Here is an 18331-nt window from a genome sequence, read left to right on the forward strand (position 1 = left end):
ACATTATTACATGTACGCTGTTATAAAATTACTAATGTTTAAAAAAGATATCTAAAATAAATAAACACAAACAACTATATGGACTACATTAACTATTTACAAGATTTTGATTTTACCGTATTCTACAAAGTATCTTTTCTCCTACCGTTTTTAGGTATAATAGTTCTTATCAAAATCCTTTCTTTAATTGTAGCGTTAATAAATTCGAGAATGGACGATAGTGATGACGATATTAAAATTACACCATTATCAAATATAATTTTTTACATTATTTTTTCCTTTTCCCTTGTTACCATACATGATCACTATAACGGTAAACAAAATCAAAACTTTAAGTTTTCAAATTATGGTTATTTCAGCGAATTTGAAGAGATAAACCAAAATTATAGGGAACCGGATAATATTACAGATACCGTAGATAACAATAAAACTATTGTTATTGATCAACTACCATCAGTACTTACTAAATCAGAACTCCTAAGTTTAGAGAAAGACCCCAAATTTATGGTTGTAGTAGACGAAATATTTCGCAGTGCGAACGATTACGTAGGTTTCGTTCCTGAAGAAACTTGTGGTCAGGAAGAAGGTGTGTGTAAATGGTGTGGAAAAACATTTCTTCAAGATCGATTTACGGTTCCAACAATAATTGCTATAACGGAACAAATAGGAAAGAATATGTTAATTATCCACGACGGTTGGAATGATAACTTTACTTACAAATATGTGAAGGATTACGAAAATGGTATAAAAAGTCAATGCGTGACTTATAAAAAAGATTACTGTTCTTTAAAATGTGAAAAGGAATTCAAACAAGATAGAGGTTACTAAAACGATAAATTATGAAAAAGATATCACTAATTGGAATTTTCCTAAGTTTACTTGGAATTATTACAGAGTTTACTGTAATTGAAAATTATAATAATTTTTTTGACACCATTTTAACTAATCGAAATTCTTATAATTCTGACATAAAATTGAAAATTTTTAATACAGTTCATTTATTGGATTTCGGTTTTAATCTTTCATTTCTATCAATTGGAATTTCCATCATATCTCTTATCTTATTTGTAAAACTCTATACTTCAAAAAAATAAAAAACTCAACGCTGTAAGTCGTTGAATATTTGGTGTTTACTATTTTGTCTTAATTGTCTGTACTATCAACTTTTGTTTTTTCAAAAAAAAAAGGTTATATTTTATTATACCACTTTAACAGTGGGAATAAAAGTTTTTTAGTTTTTAACAAAAATGTACAAAAAGAAAGAGTACCGTATAGTTTCAATAACGGTACCGAAAGAAATCAATTATGACATAATTTTTTCAAAAATTACTGGTTCAGAAAAGGAGATTAGTAATATTAAACATTCAATTCTATTATTCCTTTCATTTCTCAATCCTACCGATTATTATCTAGAAAAATATAAGTCAGAGGACTATTTTAAAAGTATTAATTCGGTTGAATTTAATAAATTAACGAATAACAAACTAACAAAAGTAAAACGCCTTTTACTTAATCCTGATTATCCGGTTATTGATATAAATGAAAGTTATCAAAGTGGAAATTATAGTAAATCATATAGACTTAATGAGAAATTCTTCTATTCTCCTAAGAAAACGGTTTCGATTCAATCTAAGATTTCACAGAACTATTTTGATTTTTTGGAAACAAGAGAAAATAAATTACAAAAATCTCTAGAAGAGTACCGACACTTAACAAAATCTTATAATCCGAAAATTGTAACATTGAATCCATTGGTTACAGAATATATTAATGAGGTTGAGAAATTGATTTTTCAGAAATATAAAAATCATCTTTCACTGAAGGATTCCGTTCTTTTAGAGGGTATTCTAAACAGGAAGATTAAAAGTATGAGGAAATCTGTCGAGAAAATTTTTAACGGTGTTTTTGGTGTCTCTATTTCAGATAGTAATAAAAGATTAAATAGTATAATAACCAATATGAAAAGAGAGTTAAGAAGTTTTCTTTTAATTGATGGAGAATCTACTGTAGAAGTTGATATCAACAGTAGTCACCCTTATATATTAGGTTCAATTATAAATAAAAATTTTTTATATACAAATGATGAATTTTCATTTTGTAATCTATACAAGGATTTTTATAGTTATATAAATAATAATAGTTTATTAAAATTATATAATAATGACTTTAATATTGTAAAAACTTATACTAATAATATAACAAACCCTACGGGTTCTTTTATGTTTGGGGAAATTAACAATATGGATGTTCAGAATTATCAGAAATTACCTTTTACTGATGGAATATATAATTACATTAATAAAGAAGTTTTTAAAGGATTATTTGATGAAAAAACTATTAAGAAAGGGGTAATGAATTTTCTAAATATGAAAAAATTTAGAACGAAAAACTTTATTGTAAAAACATTAATTGAGGAGTTTCCCCATGTAAATTATTTCATTGAAACTATACAAAAACTTGGTCAGACAAAATATAATTTATCAATTCTTCTACAAAGAGTAGAATCGTATCTTTTGTTAGAGATATGCGGAAAGGTATTGAACAGTAATGAAATCAGTTTTATTACAGTCCATGATTCTGTAATTGTCAATCACGAGTTGGGAAATAAAACCTTTAAGATGATTAAAAATTCAATTGAAAAAATTACCGGATTACCTATGGGGTTAAAGATTACAAGAAATAATCCCTTCGATTTTATAAATGAAACCGTTGAAGAAATTTGGAATGATTCGGTTTTAACAACAAAAAAATTCAAAATAAAAAATGATAAAAATTGATTTAAGAAACGACTGTCAGGAGTTGAGAAATGAATTTCCACATTCTCAATTTACAGACTTATTTAGTAATTATTTAATAGGTGTTACAAAAGACAACGAGGCGACCTATGACGGTGAAAAAATTATGGATAATCTAATGAAAAAACATACATTCAACTCAAATAACGAATTCATAGAGAAGTACCTTGAGTTGGAAAGTAGATTGGAAAACTATTTTAAACATATTACAGATGTCAATATTAAAGCGCCAAGATTGGTGTATATTTCCGATTACTCTTGTCAAGCCTTAACAATAGATAAGACTGAAACTTTAGAATTGTCAAGTTAATTGTTTGATTATAAAAGGTGGTGGACATCATAATTTATTCACCACCCTTTATATTACTTTCAGAGACGTTGCTTTGGTAGGTGGCGGAAGTTATCCGCAGCCTGGCGAAATTTCTCTTGCGCACAATGGTGTTTTGTTTTTAGATGAAATGCCTGAATTTAAACGAACGGTTTTGGAAGTAATGCGACAACCTTTGGAAGATCGTGAAGTGACGATTTCAAGAGCTAGATTTACGGTCAACTATCCTTCAAGTTTTATGCTGGTTGCATCAATGAACCCAAGTCCGAGCGGATACTTTCCTGATGATCCGAATAATACTTCTTCTGCTTTTGAAATGCAACGGTACATGAATAAACTTTCGGGACCGCTTTTAGACCGAATTGATATTCATGTAGAGGTACAGAAAGTAGAATTTGAACAATTAGCCGAGAAAAGGAAAGGTGAAAAAAGCGAAGAGATAAGAAAACGTGTTTTAAAAGCCCGTGAGATTCAGAATGAGCGATATAAAGATTTGAAAATCAGTTATAATGCCCAGATCGGATCAAGAGAGCTAGAACGATTTTGTGAATTGGATGATGCCTCTTTCAACCTTATCAAGATGGCAATGGAAAAACTGAATCTTTCTGCAAGAGCGTATGACAGGATTTTAAAAGTTGCCCGCACTATTGCCGATCTCGAAGAATCTGAAAATATCTTATCACATCATATTTCTGAAGCGATACAATACAGAAGTCTGGATCGGGAGTTTTGGAATGTTTAGTCTAAAAAGTAATAATTGTTATAAAAATTTCTTGCCTTTTCATGCTGGAGATTTTATAAAAAAATAAAAAACCGCAGAAATAAAATTCTGCGGTTTTTAAAGTATGATTTAGAAAAAATTATTTCCTTTTCTTTTTTGCCGGAGCAGCTGTTTTGATTTTAGACTTACCGGTATCGGCAGGAGTATTTTCATCTCTTACCAATTTCAATTCGTCTACCAATCTTCTTGCGCCTGCAAATTTATCCATTGTCCAAAGTACGAAACGGATATCAACATTGATGGTTTTCTGCCATTTTTCTTCAAAAACAATATCACCACTTAATGCTTCGCTGTTACCATCGAAAGCAATTCCGATAAGGTTTCCGTCTCCGTCAATAACCGGCGAACCAGAGTTACCTCCTGTGATATCATTATTTGAAAGGAAGTTTACTGGCATATATCCTGCTTTATCTGCATACTGACCGTAATCTTTTGCATTGTGAAGAGCGATCAGCCTTTGAGGAAGATCAAATTCTTCGTCTCCTGCTTTGTATTTTGCTACTAATCCATTCATATCAGTATAGTAGTTTTCTGTGATACCATGGTAATCTCTGTCGTCTCTCATAGGAAGAGTATCTACAGATCCGTAGGTTAATCTCATTGTAGAATTAGCATCCGGATAGAACTTTTTCTCAGGCTGAGCTTTTCTCAAACCATCTAAAAATAAACGGTTGTTTTTAGCAAAGAAATCATCTACCAATGCGTATTTTTCAGAATAGTATTTTTGATCAGCGACTACTCCTCTTGCAATTTTAAGCAAAGGATCTGCATCCAGTTTCAAACGATCAGGATTAGCAATAAAATTGCTTACTGATATTTTGTTGGCAAATATAGAAGAGAAAGCAACATTTGAAAGAGTGTTTGCATTTAATTCCATCAAAGTTTTAGATGCCATATCTTTATTTACCCTTGTCTGATAAAGATTAACCATAGAATTCAGCATTTCGCCTTCAAGCTCTGTGTTGATATTCTCATAGGTAGTTTTTACGGCTTCTTCCAATTTTGGTTTCATGGCCAGTCTTCCAGCCATATCCTGTTTTGCATAAGAATCCAGCATTGATGACATTTGATAGGCAATAGAAATATATTTAGCATTTCTTGTCAACAAAGATGAGTACATTCTTTCTACATTTCTGTCAGAAACCTGCTTGTAGTATTCTCTGATATTTTCAAGTACACCGTCATACATTTCGTTTCCTGGTTGTAATGCCCAGTTTGCATATACTTTTTCCAGATCTTTCTTATCTTCAATAGTTCCGTTCTTGTTTACGGCATCTATCGTTCCTTGTCTGTTTTTCCAATAATTGGCTACACTTGCGTATTGAGAAGCATAATTCAGCTGTGTTGCTTTATCTTTGTCCATATACTTCTTCATTACATCCATTGCCATTTTAGAACCTTCTACCCAAGCCGGATAGTCTTTTGTTACCATTTGCTGAATTCCGTAAGAGGTCAAATAACGGTTGGTTCTTCCCGGGTATCCTAAAATCATGGCAAAATCTCCAGGTTTTACTCCTTTTAAAGAAACAGGTAAATAATGTTTAGGTTTTAAAGGAACATTGGTAGGCTTGTATTCAGAAGGATTTCCTGCAGCATCTGCATATACTCTGAAAACTGTAAAATCTCCCGTATGTCTTGGCCATTCCCAGTTGTCTGTATCACCTCCGAATTTTCCGATGGATGAAGGGGGTGCTCCTACTAATCTGATGTCTTTGTAATCCTGATAAACGAAATAGTAAAATTCGTTTCCGTTAAAAAAATCTTTTACAACGACTGTATATTTTCCGTTCTCAGAATTTTCTGTCTGAATTGCTTTTGCTTCAGCATCAATCACAGCTTTTCTCTGTGCTGCGGTCATATCGTTATTCAGTTTAGAATTGATTCTCTGAGTGGCATCATCCATTCTTACCAAAAATCTTACATAAAGATCTTTTGCATTAAATTCGTCTTTGTCTTTCATCGCCCAGAAACCATTTTTCAGGTAATCTTTCTCTGGTGTAGATGCAGCAGCAACAGCTCCATAACCACAGTGGTGATTGGTAAAAATCAAACCTCTGTCTGAGACAATTTCTCCGGTACAAAAACCTCCGAAGCTTACTATAGCATCTTTTAAGCTGGAATTGTTTACAGAGTAGATTTCTTCAGGTGTCAAATGCAAGCCTTCTTTCTGCATGTCAACGCCATTTAACCTCTTGATGAGCATCATTAGCCACATCCCTTCGTCTGCCCTCATTTGAGCAAAACTCAATAAGAAAGTGAATAGTAAGAATATTCTTTTCATTTTATTAAAAAATTTTTGTGGGGCTAATTTACTAATTTTTACCGTATCTCAGGTTTAAATGGTACAAAAATGGGTGTTTCTTCATTATGAACAGATTTTTCTCAATATTTACCGTCTCTTTGTGCTTTGCTATCTGCATGAGTTGTGGATCTCTGAATAGTGGTAATCAACATATTCACCGACAATGGATGTTGATCTCTTATAAAAATTTTTCTAAAGAAGATTTAATAAAAAACAAAGCGCAGATCAATCTTACCAAAATTTCAGAGCCGGCTAAAATAGCCGGAACTGCCTTTGTGGGATGTAATCGGATGTTTTTCAATGCTGAAGTTAAATCAAAAAAAAGAATTGAAATTTCAGGACTCGGCAGTACGCTGATGGCTTGTGAAAAAATGGAGCTCGAGTCACAATTTTCTAAAGACTTTGAACAAATGGAAAATTTTGTGATTGAAGGTCATTTTTTAACTTTATATGATAAAAAAGGAAATAAGATGAAGTTTGTAGCGGCAGATTGGGACTGATTTTTTTGAATATCCGCAATGAGTCACTATAAAAATCTTTGTGAACTTTAATAAGTGTTAATGCTTTTGCGAGAGTAAAAAACGCAAAACAGTTGGTATTAAAATAATCTTTTTATTAAAAAATTCCAATATGATGAAAAGCGGGTAATCATAAATTTCATTTTTTACCATAAGATGTGAATTATAATTTGTATTTGATTACAAAAAATATTATCTTGTGAAACTCATAAAAACAGACAGATTTTAATGTTAGAAAAAAAACAGCACAATTACGAAAAAGCAGTTTTGGTAGGCGTTGTAACTCAACAGCAGGATGAAGATAAACTGATTGAATATATGGACGAACTGGAGTTTCTTGCCTTTACCGCAGGAGCTACTGTTGACCGTCGTTTTACCCAAAAATTAACGCAGCCCGATTCGAAAACTTTTGTTGGAAGCGGAAAAGTGCAGGAGATTAAAGATTATGTAAAAGAAAATGAGATCGGAACAGTCATTTTTGATGATGAACTTTCTCCTTCACAGCTTAAAAATCTCGAAAGAGAAATGGAGGTTAAGATCTTAGACCGCACCAATCTTATCCTGGATATTTTTGCACAAAGAGCTCAGACTTCCTATGCGAGAACTCAGGTAGAATTGGCACAATATCAATATCTTCTTCCAAGACTTACCCGTATGTGGACTCACCTTGAAAGACAAAAAGGAGGTATCGGAATGCGTGGTCCCGGTGAAACTGAAATTGAAACTGATAGAAGAATCATCAGAGACAGAATTACTTTACTGAAAGATAAGCTCAAGACCATTGATAAGCAAATGGCGACCCAAAGAAACAACCGCGGAAAAGTGGTGCGTGCTGCTTTGGTAGGATATACCAATGTCGGGAAATCTACTTTGATGAATGCATTGGCAAAATCTGAAGTTTTTGCTGAAAATAAATTGTTTGCAACGCTAGACACTACTGTAAGAAAGGTCGTTATTGGAAATTTACCTTTTTTGCTGACAGACACGGTAGGTTTTATCCGTAAACTTCCCACTCAACTGGTAGAATCATTCAAATCTACTTTGGACGAGGTGCGTGAAGCCGATCTTTTGGTTCACGTTGTAGATATTTCACATGAAAGTTTTGAAGATCATATCGAATCGGTTAATCAAATTCTTATGGAAATTAATGCTCATCAAAAACCAATGATCATGGTTTTTAATAAGATTGATGATTTCAGTTATGAAAAGAAAGATGAAGACGATCTGACTCCGGGTTCCAGAAAAAATGTTTCTTTGGAAGAGTGGAAAAATACATGGATGGCAAAATCGAAACATCCAACAGTATTTATTTCGGCATTAACGAAAGAAAATTTTCCAGAAATGAAGAAGCTGATCTACGATGAGGTAATGAAAATTCATATTTCGAGATTTCCTTACAATGACTTCCTTTTTGAGTTTTTTGATAATGATGAAGAGGAAAACGAAAATAAAATTGATGAAATTTAGAATTTTATTCTTTTTTGTTATTATCCCTTTTTTGGGATTCGCTCAGCATACTGAACTTAATTTAAAACAAATTGAGAAAAATATCAGTAATCCGAAGTCTGGTTATGGCTATGAAAAACTGATTTTTAAATTTAAAGGATATCCAAAATCTTTAGACAGTATTGAAGCGCAGCATTTGTACTATGGCAGAAATTTTATCGAAAATAAAGTTTCTGTAGCAGATGAAAAGTTTGTAAAACTTGCAGATGCATTCAAAACAGGAAATTTTCAGGAATGTATTCAAATAGGGAAAGTTCTTTATGGTGAAGATCCTACCAATCTGGATGTAATTCTCATTTTATTAAGAGCTTACGATTCTCTAAAAGACGGCAGTAACTTTGTACATCATCTGAATCAGTTAAGATTGCTTACCGAAGCTATTAAAGATTCCGGTGACGGAAAATCTGAGAAAACAGCTTTTGTTGTTAATTCGGTGGGAGACGAATATATTCTTCTGAATGTTTTAAACATCGGACAAGATTTCAAGCGAAGTTCCGTAACATATAAAGATTCGGTAGTGGATGTGTGGTCGAAAGATGATCTGAAAGTTCACATCAAAGTTCTTTATTTAGATTTTTAAACTTAAGTAATAACAACAAACATTTGGAATTATATTATTCATTTTCAGTACTTATTGTATTAGCATCCATTTTCGCCTATATTAATTACCGCTTCCTGAAACTTCCAAGCACGATAGGGATCATGGTAATTGCTATTATAGTATCTATCATCTTGGTGGTTTTCGGTCAGAGTTTTTTACCAAAAACATTCAACCATCTCAATAACCTGATGAATAGCATCGACTTTACTGAGGTTTTGATGGGGGCAATGCTTAATTTCCTTCTTTTTGCGGGAGGAATTCATATTAATATCAACGATTTAAAAGAACAGTTCCGCCCTGTATTGATATTTTCAACAGCAGGAGTTGTGATTTCCACTTTTATTGTGGGGTTTGGTATGTTTTATCTTCTGCCTTTTGTCGGGATCAATATGCCTTTTATTTACTGTCTTCTTTTCGGGGCGCTGATCTCGCCTACAGATCCGGTTGCAGTTTTAAGTGTTTTGAAGCAGGCAAAAGTTTCAAAGTCTCTGGAAACTAAGGTTGCCGGAGAATCATTATTCAATGATGGTATGGCGGTAGTTGTTTTTACGGTGGTTTTGCAACTCGCAATAGGAAGAGAGGTCGATTTGGGAATAGAAAGTATTACCATCCTTCTGATAAAAGAAGCGGGCGGAGGTTTGCTGTTAGGTGTTGTATTGGGTTACATTACCTCCAGACTCATGCGTGAAGTTGATGATTATATTATTTCAGTTTTGGTGACGTTGGCTGTCGTGATGGGCGGTTATCTTGTTGCGAGACATCTGCATATTTCCGGACCGCTTACCATGGTTGCTGCAGGTTTGTTTATGGGTAATTTCAGCGTAAAGTTCAAAATGAAATCTATTACTCAGGATTATCTGATTAAATTTTGGGAGCTGATTGATGAAATTCTCAATGCCGTGCTTTTCCTTTTTATAGGTTTTGAATTACTAATGATTAAAGATTTGAATCATTACATTATTGCAGGTCTGTTAGGAATTGTTGTCGTTCTGGCTGCCAGATTTATCTCTATCTGGGCACCTACAAGATTTATGTCTTTACACAACAGGTTTAGTCCTCAAACTATTAAAGTGTTATTTTGGGGCGGAATTCGTGGCGGTGTTTCCATAGCATTGGCTATGTCAATACCAAAAGGAGAGTACAGCAATATTATTTTAAGCATTACTTATTGTGTAGTGGTTTTTTCAATTGTTGTTCAGGGACTTACTATTGTTAAAGTAGCAAATCCTAAACAAATTGAAAAAGATGACCACGAACAGGAAAGTGTTGCTTTAGATGAATAACAATAATTGATTATAATTCAGATGAATATTGTTGACGAAATTAAAAACGCACTTGCCGATTTAGCTATTCCGGAAAAGGCTGAATTTTTTCCTAAATTTTTTAAAACAGGAAAAGGAGAATACGGAGAAGGAGATTTGTTTTTAGGAGTTACTGTTCCTGATCAGCGTAAGATTGCGAAAGAATTTTATCCTAAAATATCTTTAAAAGATTTGAGTCAGTTGCTTTCATCTCCTTATCATGAGCATCGGTTGACTGCCTTGATTATGCTTGTTTATCAATTTGAAAAATCCAGAGAGCAGTCAGTAAAAAAAACAATAGTAGATTTTTATCTAAATCATTTAGAACATATCAATAATTGGGATTTGGTAGATACAAGCTGTTACAAGATTTTGGGAAGATATGTTTTTGAAAATCAGGAAGAAGAGCTGCTGCGTAAGTTATCTTTATCAGATGTAATGTGGCATAAACGTATTGCGGTAGTAGGAACAATGTATCACATCAAAAAAGATTGTTTTGCACTGACTAAGGAGTTTGTACAGCAGAATCTGCATCATCCTCATGATCTCATGCACAAGGCAAACGGCTGGCTTTTAAGGGAAATGGGCAATAGAGATCAAGCTGAACTCATCAGTTTTCTAAATCAGCATTACCATCAAATGCCAAGAACCTGTCTGCGGTATGCAATCGAAAAATTAGACGAAAACCTCCGTCAGGATTATCTGAAAGGAAGAATTTAATCAAAATATCCTCTCATTCCGTAGATGTAATATAAAAATGTTAAGTTTGAATCTTAAAATAAATTAATGAAAATCAATGTAAAGCAGTTTTTTCTGTTAATCCCTCTTTTATTTTTCACAAGTTGTTTTGATATTTTAGATAAAGTTAATATGAAAGCTGATGGAAGCGGGGAATATTCTCTTATTCTGAATGCAAGCAAAAGCAAAACAAGGTTAGCTTCTATCTCGAAAATGGAAACCATCAACGGTAAAAAAGTTCCGAAGAAATCTGAAATTGAAGCTAAAATAAACGATGCAGCCAGAATTTTCAGGACAACTCCGGGGATTTCAAATGTAAAAACCGCTATGGATTTTGACAATTACATTATCAAACTTAGCTGTAATTTCAGGGAAATTGAAGATGTGAATGCAGGACTTGCGCAGCTTAAATCTAAAAATATTTTGGGTAAAATGGTTCCTACACAAATCTACAGCCATAACTCAGCCAAAAAAACTTTTTCCAAAAATAAAGTCAGCACTTTTAAAAATGAATATGACCAGTTGAGTAAAGCCGATAAAGAAATCTTTAACGATGCTAAATATATTTCGGTTTTACAGTTTGAAAACGGAATAAAATCGCAGTCTAACCCATCCTATCAAATGTCTCCCAACAAAAAGGCTCTGAAGCAGGAAGGTAAAATTCTGGACTTTATCTTTCAGAAAAAACAGATTCAAAATACTATTCTTTTACAATAATATCTTACCATGAAAGCTCTTGTTTTAAAAACACAAATTTTACTTTTCGTTTTGAGTTTCACCTATGTTTTAGCGCAAAAAAGTGCAAAACTACCGCAGGATGCTGTTTTCTATATGGAAATCAACGGGAAACAGCTCAATAAAAAAATTAACTGGGATAAATTCAATCCTATTCTTAAAGAAATCAATAAAAAAGAAAATAAACAGTTTTCTTGGAATGATTATTCGAAAACAGGAATAAAGTATGATGCAACGCAATATCATTATGCGGTGATCAACGATTCTGTGCAGTCTTATACAACACATGTTACTTTAGATAATAAAGAAAAATTTCAGGAGTTCATCAATTCTGTAAAAAAGAATGGATTAGAAGTCAGCCAAAAAAATAACTATTCTTATGTGGATGTAGAAAACGATATTTTTGTAGCATGGAATGATAAAAAGGCTGTTTTAAAATTCATCAGTTATCAAAAAAAAGAAAAAAATATCTGGAATGATGAGTATGCGGCAGATAGCACGTCAGTTGTCATTGATAGTGCTGCAACAGCTACAGACAGTGCTTATGCGGAAGTAGAGAAACCCTTTGATTATAAAGAAGAAATTGAATATCTGAAAGATGATATTAAATACCTGAAAGAAAGCGTCAAAGAAAACAATGCCGAGATTCTGAAACTACAGAAAGACATAAAGTATCTTGAAAAGCATCACAAATATCCTGAAGTAAAAGAGGGAACTGCCGATACCAACTATAAAAACGAAGAAACTGAAATTGCACCTCCACTTTCTCAGGAAGATTATTACGGTGAAGATGATACTTTTGAAATAGATTCCGCTTTTCAGAAACGGATGGATTCTACCAGTATGGCGAAGTTTAAAATAGTAAAAAAGTTTGCTGAAGATGATTTTGACCAATATTTCAGCTCAAACCTTGAGCTGGAGGTTGATAAAAATATGCTCAGTTTCAAAGATGCTGATTCAGATGCATTTGTATATGCAGATTACGAGAAAATTGTTTACGACCTTGTCTACGGAAATATGCCTAAAAATTTAGGATTTATGAATGTTTTAGGAAAGCTTTCAAGATCCAGCTCTGCTTATAATCTGTATTTTGATGAGGATAAAGTACGCATTGTCAACAATCATCAAAACAAAAATGCCGAATTGCAGAAAAGTATTTCAGACGTTTATAAAGGGAAGAAAAACAAAAAACTGGCATCACTTATCAATGACAAAAGTGTAGGGTATTATGTGATGAACATCAACGGATACAAATACTTTGATCTGATGTATGATCTGATGCAGAATTCTGCAGACGAAGAATACCAAAAAGAGATACAGCTTGTAATGGAAACCATGAAAATAGTTCTGGATGAAGAAGCAATTGCTAAAATTGCTCCCGGAAACGGAATTTTTGTGCTGAATGAGCTTACGACAAAAAATGTGGAATACACAGATTACACTTATGATGAGGATTATAACGAAAAAGAAGTAAAAAAAACCAAAGACATTGTTGTTCCTGATTTTACTTTTGCTTTCGCTACAGAAAACGAAAAATACTGGAATCACGTATTTAATGTCATCACCACCAATAAAGATCTGGCAAAGAAATTTACTAAAGACGGTGATTTTTATGTATTTAAAGATGAAAAGAACAGCAATGGATATATAGATCAGATGTTTTTCACCGTAAAAGACGGAATTGTTTACTTGACGACATCCAAAAATATTCTCCACCAGCAAAATCAGTCAAATATTTCTAAAAAATGGATGAAAGATTCGGTGAAATATCCTTTATCAGGAAGACTGGATATTCAGAAGCTGATGATGGGTCTTGACAAGGAGTTCAAGACTGTTTCTGAAAGAAAAATGCTTAACGCTGTAAGAAAAAATATGGGTGAGCTGTATTTTAAAACAGAAGTAAAAAATGACAGCATTCAGACGGAGATTAATTATAACATTAAAAACTCTTCAGAAAATAGCCTGATGTACTTCTTTGATCTTTTTGATGAGCTGTACAAAATTTCTGAGGAAGAAAAATCTTCACAAACTTTATAATGAGACGCAAAATTATTGCTTTTTCAATTCTGTTTTTCCTCTCAGCCGGAATTTATCTTCTGCTGTACCACAAAGATAAAAGCCTGAATTTTATTCCGGAAAATGCAGATGCAATAATTCTGATTGATAAAAAGAAACTGACAAGACAATACCTTTCAGCATTCATCACCCATCCTTCTGAATGGTTCGGTAAAAGTAGCGAAGACAGAGAAAAAGGGTCAGTTTTTGATGCAGGTCTAAAGATCCCTGACTTTCTGCAGATCTTTCATCTTAAAAATTCAAAACTTACCGAATGGTACAGTGTTTTTGAAATTGAAGACCAGGAAAAACTTTCAGTATTTTTGAAAGAACGCAAGTTTAAAAAACTGGGTCAGAATCTATATAGGAAAGATCAGGTTTATATCAAAATTGAAAATAAAAAATGTTTTGCCGGAATTTCCGGAAAAATTTTTGATAAGATAGGTAAACCGCTTTATAAAAGATTCAGAGATAAAAATCTGAATGCAGACCGCTTTACAGGAGAAGGGATCGGGAGTTTTTCTTTTGTTTCTGAGACTAGAACCCGTAATTTTTCAATTGTATTAAAAGATCACGAGATTGAAATTAACAACAATTCAGGTGTTGGAAATTACGCTTCGTTTATTTCACAGTTATGCAAAGAAGATCTTTTCATCAATGCGGAATTAGATAAAGAGAATATCAAAGTTTTTGATAAAGTTTTACCGGATTTTTTTAAAGATTTGCATGAAGTTAATTATCTGAAAATTAATGCAAAACTAAAGCAGGTAAACGATACGGTGATCAGCTATGGTTATGATGATGATTTTAATGAAATCGAACAGGTTAGTTATCAGGAAATTGTGCAGCCTGATTATATTATCCAGATAGAAACACAAAATCATGAAAAAACCTGGAACTATTTTAAATCAAAAAAATGGATCAATGATAAAAATGAATTTATCGGTATTCCTTTTCAGCCCAATAAAGTATATGAGTCTGATAACAATATCGTGATCAAATCTATGGCAAGACAGAATTGGCTTAGTCAGAAAAAAGGACAGAATTTTATTTTAATTAAAAATGATCCGCTGCTGTTTTCTTTTTTTAAAGGATTAAATGAATTTCGGTTTCTAAAAAAAACTGAATATATTTTTTACGAAAATAAAGGACAGAATTATTTTCTTAAATTGAAGCTTAAAGATGAAAAACTTCCTTTAATTCTCCAATAATATAAAAATGTGCCCACCCGAAATTGTTTTACTTAAAAATTTTACACACTACTTTCTGCATTTGGTTTTTCCGGCTGTAATTGCTTTTGTATTTTACCGCAGCAAGTGGAAGAGGGTTTATCTTATCCTTTTGGCGACAATGCTTGTAGATCTGGATCATCTTTTTGCAGATCCGGTTTTTGACCCGAACCGGGCAAGTATAGGGTTTCATTTTTTGCATTCTTACTATGCAATAGCGGTTTATTTTTTGCTGTTGTTTTTCAAAGGAAATCTTCGGATTGTTGCTATAGGACTTCTTTTTCACATGTTTACTGATTTTCAGGATTTTGAATGGTGGTGTCATTAAATTTTAAATTAAAGTGCATTTTATAATTCAATATTGATCATTTTTTTTGTATTTTAGAGGACCTATGAAATTGAGAGAATTTTTACATTATACCTTTATTTTTCCGATCCTTTCCGTGATTTATTATCTTTCCGGATTTCTTGGGACGGGAGCTGTATATGACATTATTGCAGGTGTTTTGCTGACAGGAAGTGTGCTTTCTGCGGTACATCATGCGGAAGTTGTTGCTCACAAAGTAGGAGAGCCGTATGGCACAATAATTCTGGCGCTGTGTATTACCATTATTGAGGTAGCGCTTATCGTTTCTTTAATGGTTGCGGGTGGAGCGCAGGCAATTACATTGGCGCGAGATACCATTTTTGCTGCGGTTATGCTTATCCTTAATGGTATTTTGGGAATTTGCGTCCTGTTAGGAGGGGTTAAATATGTTGAACAGTTTTTTGCCCGAACGTCTGCCACTACTTATCTGGTTTGTATTGTTTCTATTCTTGTAATTACCCTGATACTTCCCAATTTCACTTCCAGCGTAAACGGACCTTTTTACAATACAGCACAATTAATTTTTGTTTCTTTTGCCTGTCTTGCCATTTATGGAGTTTTTCTAATGGTTCAGACGGTAAGACACAGAAGTTATTTTGTTCCTGTTGGTTCCGTTGAGCAGGAATATTATGTTCCGACGAAATCTCAGGCAATTGTAAGCTTTTTGTTTTTGGTTGTCTGTCTTATTGTTGTTGTTTTAATGGCAAAAGGTCTTTCCAAAACCATCGAAGAGCTTGTGCAGAGTGTAGGAGCTCCAAAGTCGCTTGTTGGTGTGATTATCGCAGGTGTTGTGCTTCTTCCTGAAAGTTTAGCGGCGATTCGTGCCGCGAGAAATAACCAGTTTCAGGCGAGTTTAAACTTGGCATTAGGTTCGGCTTTAGCAAGTATTGGTCTTAGTATTCCTGCTATTTCTGCGGTAAGTATTATGTTTGATATCCCTTTGGTATTAGGTTTAGACAAAAAAGATATTATTCTGCTTACTCTGTCTGTATTTATTGTAATGCTTTCTCTGAGTCGTGGGAAAACCAATATTCTTTACGGAACAGTTTTGCTGGTCAACCTTGCAGCCTATATTTTTAGTGTAATTGTACCGTAAATATTATTTTTAAAATTAAAGTTTTCTAGCCATTTCCATTTTAAAGGACATCAGTTTGGCAATATTTTCAGATTTGGTGATTGCCATGGAAACGTTTTCGCCATGAAAGTTTTCTAAGATGGTTTCTTTCCAAAGTTTCAGCCACTGTTCAAAGTGTTTTTTTTCCATTGCGGCAACCTCGTTAACAGGAAAGTGTACAGCCATTGGATTTCCTTTATAACTCATTTGTCCAAATAAAATGGTTTCCCAAAAGGAATACATTTTAGGAAGGTGATGATCCCAGTTTACTTTTGCAACGTCATTAAAGAAAAAGGCAATGATTTCATCCTTAATGACTTTTGCATAGAAAGAATTGATAAGCAATTCTATATCTTCTCTTGATTCCAGCTTTTTCATATCTCAAATTTAACTTAAAATAAAATATGAAATATGATTTCAGAATTGATAAATTTCATGAAAACATTATTTTATCTTTGCAGATCAATGCAATACAGTCAAAAACAAATGATATAAGATGGCAAGAGGTTTCGGAAAAAAAATTGTTCAGAAAAACACAGAAAACAGTGGCTTCGGGGCTACTTCTTCAGGACGGTTTATCAATAAAAATGGTCTTCCCAATGTGAAGCGGCGCGGTGTCAATGTGTTTAGCAGTCTGAGCTGGTATCATACGATGCTGAATCTTTCTTCATTCCAGTTTATTTCTTACTTGGTGATGATGTATGTTATGATCAATCTTTTTTTTGCCTTTATTTATTATCTAATAGGAGTTGAGCATCTTACAGGAATTGATAAAAGCACTCCTCTTAACGAGTTTGTAGATGTATTTTTCTTTAGTTCACAAACTTTTACAACGGTTGGCTATGGAAGGATTGCACCGGTTGGTTTCACCGCAAGTCTTGTAGCAACATTCGAGGCTTTTCTTGGTTTGCTTACCTTTGCCATTGCAACCGGATTGTTTTACGGAAGATTTTCCCGGCCAAGAGCTTATCTGAGGTTTTCGGATGTTGCTGTAATAGCGCCTTTTCAGAATGCGACTGCATTAATGTTCAGGCTGGCTCCATTTAAAAATAATGCTTTAACAGATGCGGGTGTTACGCTCTCTGCTGCTATTGAAATTACAGAAAATGGAACAACAAAAAGCAATTTTTACATTCTGGAAACGGAGCTTGGTAAAATTAATACACTTGCCTTAAACTGGACTATTGTTCATAGAATTGATGAAAAATCTCCATTTTTTGGGTTTTCTGCAGATGATTTTAAAAATACAGATATCGAAATCATTGCTCACGTTCGTGCATTTGATGAGGTGTTTTCGGATACGGTCGTACAGAGGACTTCTTATGTTTCGGGTGAGATTATTTACGGAGCCAAATTCACCCCAATGTTTTATGCGGACAAAAATAATGAATCAACAATTTTAGATTTAGACAAACTTAATATTTATCAGAAAGTGGAACTTCCTCTTTCCTGAATTCCTAAATAATAATGAACTTAGAACAATATAAAATACAGGCTTCCCAAAAGCAAAAAGAACATAAGAAATTCTTAGAGGGTTTAAAGAAAAAGCCACCTAAAAACCTGGATTATGTTGCTCAGGAAGTTCATGATGAAGTTTTTGAGAGCGTTGACTGCCTTCAGTGTGCCAATTGCTGTAAGACTACCGGACCTTTATACACGGAGAAAGATATTGAGCGAATTTCAAAACATCTGCGGATGAAACAGGCAGATTTTGAATCTAAATTTCTGAGGGTTGATGAAGATAATGATAAGGTACTTCAAAACCTTCCGTGTTTTTTTCTGAGTGATGACAATACATGCTCTATTTATGATGTACGTCCGAAAGCATGTCGCGAATATCCGCATACAGACCGTAAGAAAATCTATCAGATCAATCACTTGATGATTAAAAATACACTCATCTGTCCGGCCGCATTTGAATTTGTAGAAAGAATGATGAAGAATCTGAACAAGTAAGACTC

General features: G+C 33.4%; 17 protein-coding genes and 1 pseudogene. 16 read left to right on the forward strand and 2 right to left on the reverse strand.

The genetic code is table 11. The features are described from left to right. Positions 1–78: 78 nt before the first annotated feature. From FOL89_RS12625 to FOL89_RS12640, 4 genes and pseudogenes are all read left to right on the forward strand, one after another. Entirely contained in the window at positions 79–828 is a 750-nt protein-coding gene (locus FOL89_RS12625) for a hypothetical protein (RefSeq protein ID WP_144283157.1), read from the forward strand. Positions 829–1247: 419 nt separating this feature from the next. Next, complete coding sequence (locus FOL89_RS12630; RefSeq protein WP_144283158.1) at positions 1248–2777, forward strand: hypothetical protein; 1530 nt, start codon at positions 1248–1250, stop codon at positions 2775–2777. After that, on the forward strand, positions 2764–3105 hold the full coding sequence (locus FOL89_RS12635) for a hypothetical protein (protein WP_144283159.1): 342 nt from the start codon (positions 2764–2766) through the stop codon (positions 3103–3105). The genes FOL89_RS12630 and FOL89_RS12635 overlap by 14 nt, the downstream gene beginning before the upstream one ends. Before the next feature lie 28 nt (positions 3106–3133). Continuing rightward, positions 3134–3865, forward strand: a pseudogene (locus FOL89_RS12640) (YifB family Mg chelatase-like AAA ATPase); the annotation flags it as partial. 118 nt (positions 3866–3983) lie between these two features. Here the strand turns inward: FOL89_RS12640 and FOL89_RS12645 are convergent. Next, on the reverse strand, positions 3984–6185 hold the full coding sequence (locus tag FOL89_RS12645; protein ID WP_144283160.1) for a S46 family peptidase: 2202 nt from the start codon (positions 6183–6185) through the stop codon (positions 3984–3986). An 86-nt stretch (positions 6186–6271) separates the two neighbouring features. Between FOL89_RS12645 and FOL89_RS12650 the strand changes: the two genes are divergently transcribed. The 10 genes from FOL89_RS12650 (at position 6272) to FOL89_RS12695 (ending at position 16352) form a co-directional block, all read left to right on the forward strand. Continuing rightward, positions 6272–6706, forward strand: a complete 435-nt coding sequence (locus FOL89_RS12650) for an META domain-containing protein (RefSeq protein WP_228444915.1) — start codon at positions 6272–6274, stop codon at positions 6704–6706. A gap of 246 nt (positions 6707–6952) precedes the next feature. Next, the gene (gene hflX / locus FOL89_RS12655) at positions 6953–8191 is read left to right on the forward strand and encodes a GTPase HflX (protein WP_144283161.1); all 1239 of its coding nucleotides are present in this window, start codon (positions 6953–6955) and stop codon (positions 8189–8191) included. Then, a complete protein-coding gene (locus FOL89_RS12660) occupies positions 8181–8810 on the forward strand; it encodes a DUF4919 domain-containing protein (RefSeq protein ID WP_144283162.1) in 630 nt (209 codons plus the stop codon). The genes hflX and FOL89_RS12660 overlap by 11 nt, the downstream gene beginning before the upstream one ends. Before the next feature lie 23 nt (positions 8811–8833). After that, the gene (locus FOL89_RS12665; protein WP_144283163.1) at positions 8834–10114 is read left to right on the forward strand and encodes a cation:proton antiporter; all 1281 of its coding nucleotides are present in this window, start codon (positions 8834–8836) and stop codon (positions 10112–10114) included. 21 nt (positions 10115–10135) lie between these two features. Beyond that, positions 10136–10852: a DNA alkylation repair protein gene (locus FOL89_RS12670; RefSeq protein WP_144283164.1), complete on the forward strand. Its 717-nt coding sequence runs from the start codon at positions 10136–10138 to the stop codon at positions 10850–10852. 66 nt (positions 10853–10918) lie between these two features. Further along, complete coding sequence (locus FOL89_RS12675; RefSeq protein ID WP_144283165.1) at positions 10919–11587, forward strand: hypothetical protein; 669 nt, start codon at positions 10919–10921, stop codon at positions 11585–11587. Between the two features lie 9 nt (positions 11588–11596). Beyond that, positions 11597–13642 (forward strand): hypothetical protein, encoded by a 2046-nt coding sequence (locus FOL89_RS12680; RefSeq protein ID WP_144283166.1) that lies wholly within the window; start codon positions 11597–11599, stop codon positions 13640–13642. Further along, positions 13642–14871 carry a hypothetical protein gene (locus tag FOL89_RS12685; protein ID WP_144283167.1) on the forward strand — a complete coding sequence of 410 codons (1230 nt, stop codon included), beginning with the start codon at positions 13642–13644 and terminating at the stop codon, positions 14869–14871. The genes FOL89_RS12680 and FOL89_RS12685 overlap by 1 nt, the downstream gene beginning before the upstream one ends. Before the next feature lie 7 nt (positions 14872–14878). Further along, on the forward strand, positions 14879–15217 hold the full coding sequence (locus FOL89_RS12690; RefSeq protein WP_144283168.1) for a DUF6122 family protein: 339 nt from the start codon (positions 14879–14881) through the stop codon (positions 15215–15217). 64 nt (positions 15218–15281) lie between these two features. Then, on the forward strand, positions 15282–16352 hold the full coding sequence (locus FOL89_RS12695; RefSeq protein WP_144283169.1) for a calcium:proton antiporter: 1071 nt from the start codon (positions 15282–15284) through the stop codon (positions 16350–16352). Positions 16353–16367: 15 nt separating this feature from the next. Here FOL89_RS12695 and FOL89_RS12700 read toward each other — a convergent pair whose 3' ends face one another. Continuing rightward, positions 16368–16748, reverse strand: coding sequence for a group III truncated hemoglobin (locus FOL89_RS12700; RefSeq protein ID WP_144283170.1), 381 nt, complete (start codon positions 16746–16748; stop codon positions 16368–16370). 118 nt (positions 16749–16866) lie between these two features. Between FOL89_RS12700 and FOL89_RS12705 the strand changes: the two genes are divergently transcribed. After that, entirely contained in the window at positions 16867–17823 is a 957-nt protein-coding gene (locus FOL89_RS12705; RefSeq protein WP_144283171.1) for an ion channel, read from the forward strand. 14 nt (positions 17824–17837) lie between these two features. Beyond that, the gene (locus FOL89_RS12710) at positions 17838–18326 is read left to right on the forward strand and encodes a YkgJ family cysteine cluster protein (protein WP_144283172.1); all 489 of its coding nucleotides are present in this window, start codon (positions 17838–17840) and stop codon (positions 18324–18326) included. The last annotated feature ends 5 nt before the right edge of the window (positions 18327–18331 follow it).

It is taken from the genome of Chryseobacterium echinoideorum, assembly GCF_007474535.1.
In the GTDB taxonomy this organism is placed as follows: domain Bacteria; phylum Bacteroidota; class Bacteroidia; order Flavobacteriales; family Weeksellaceae; genus Chryseobacterium; species Chryseobacterium echinoideorum.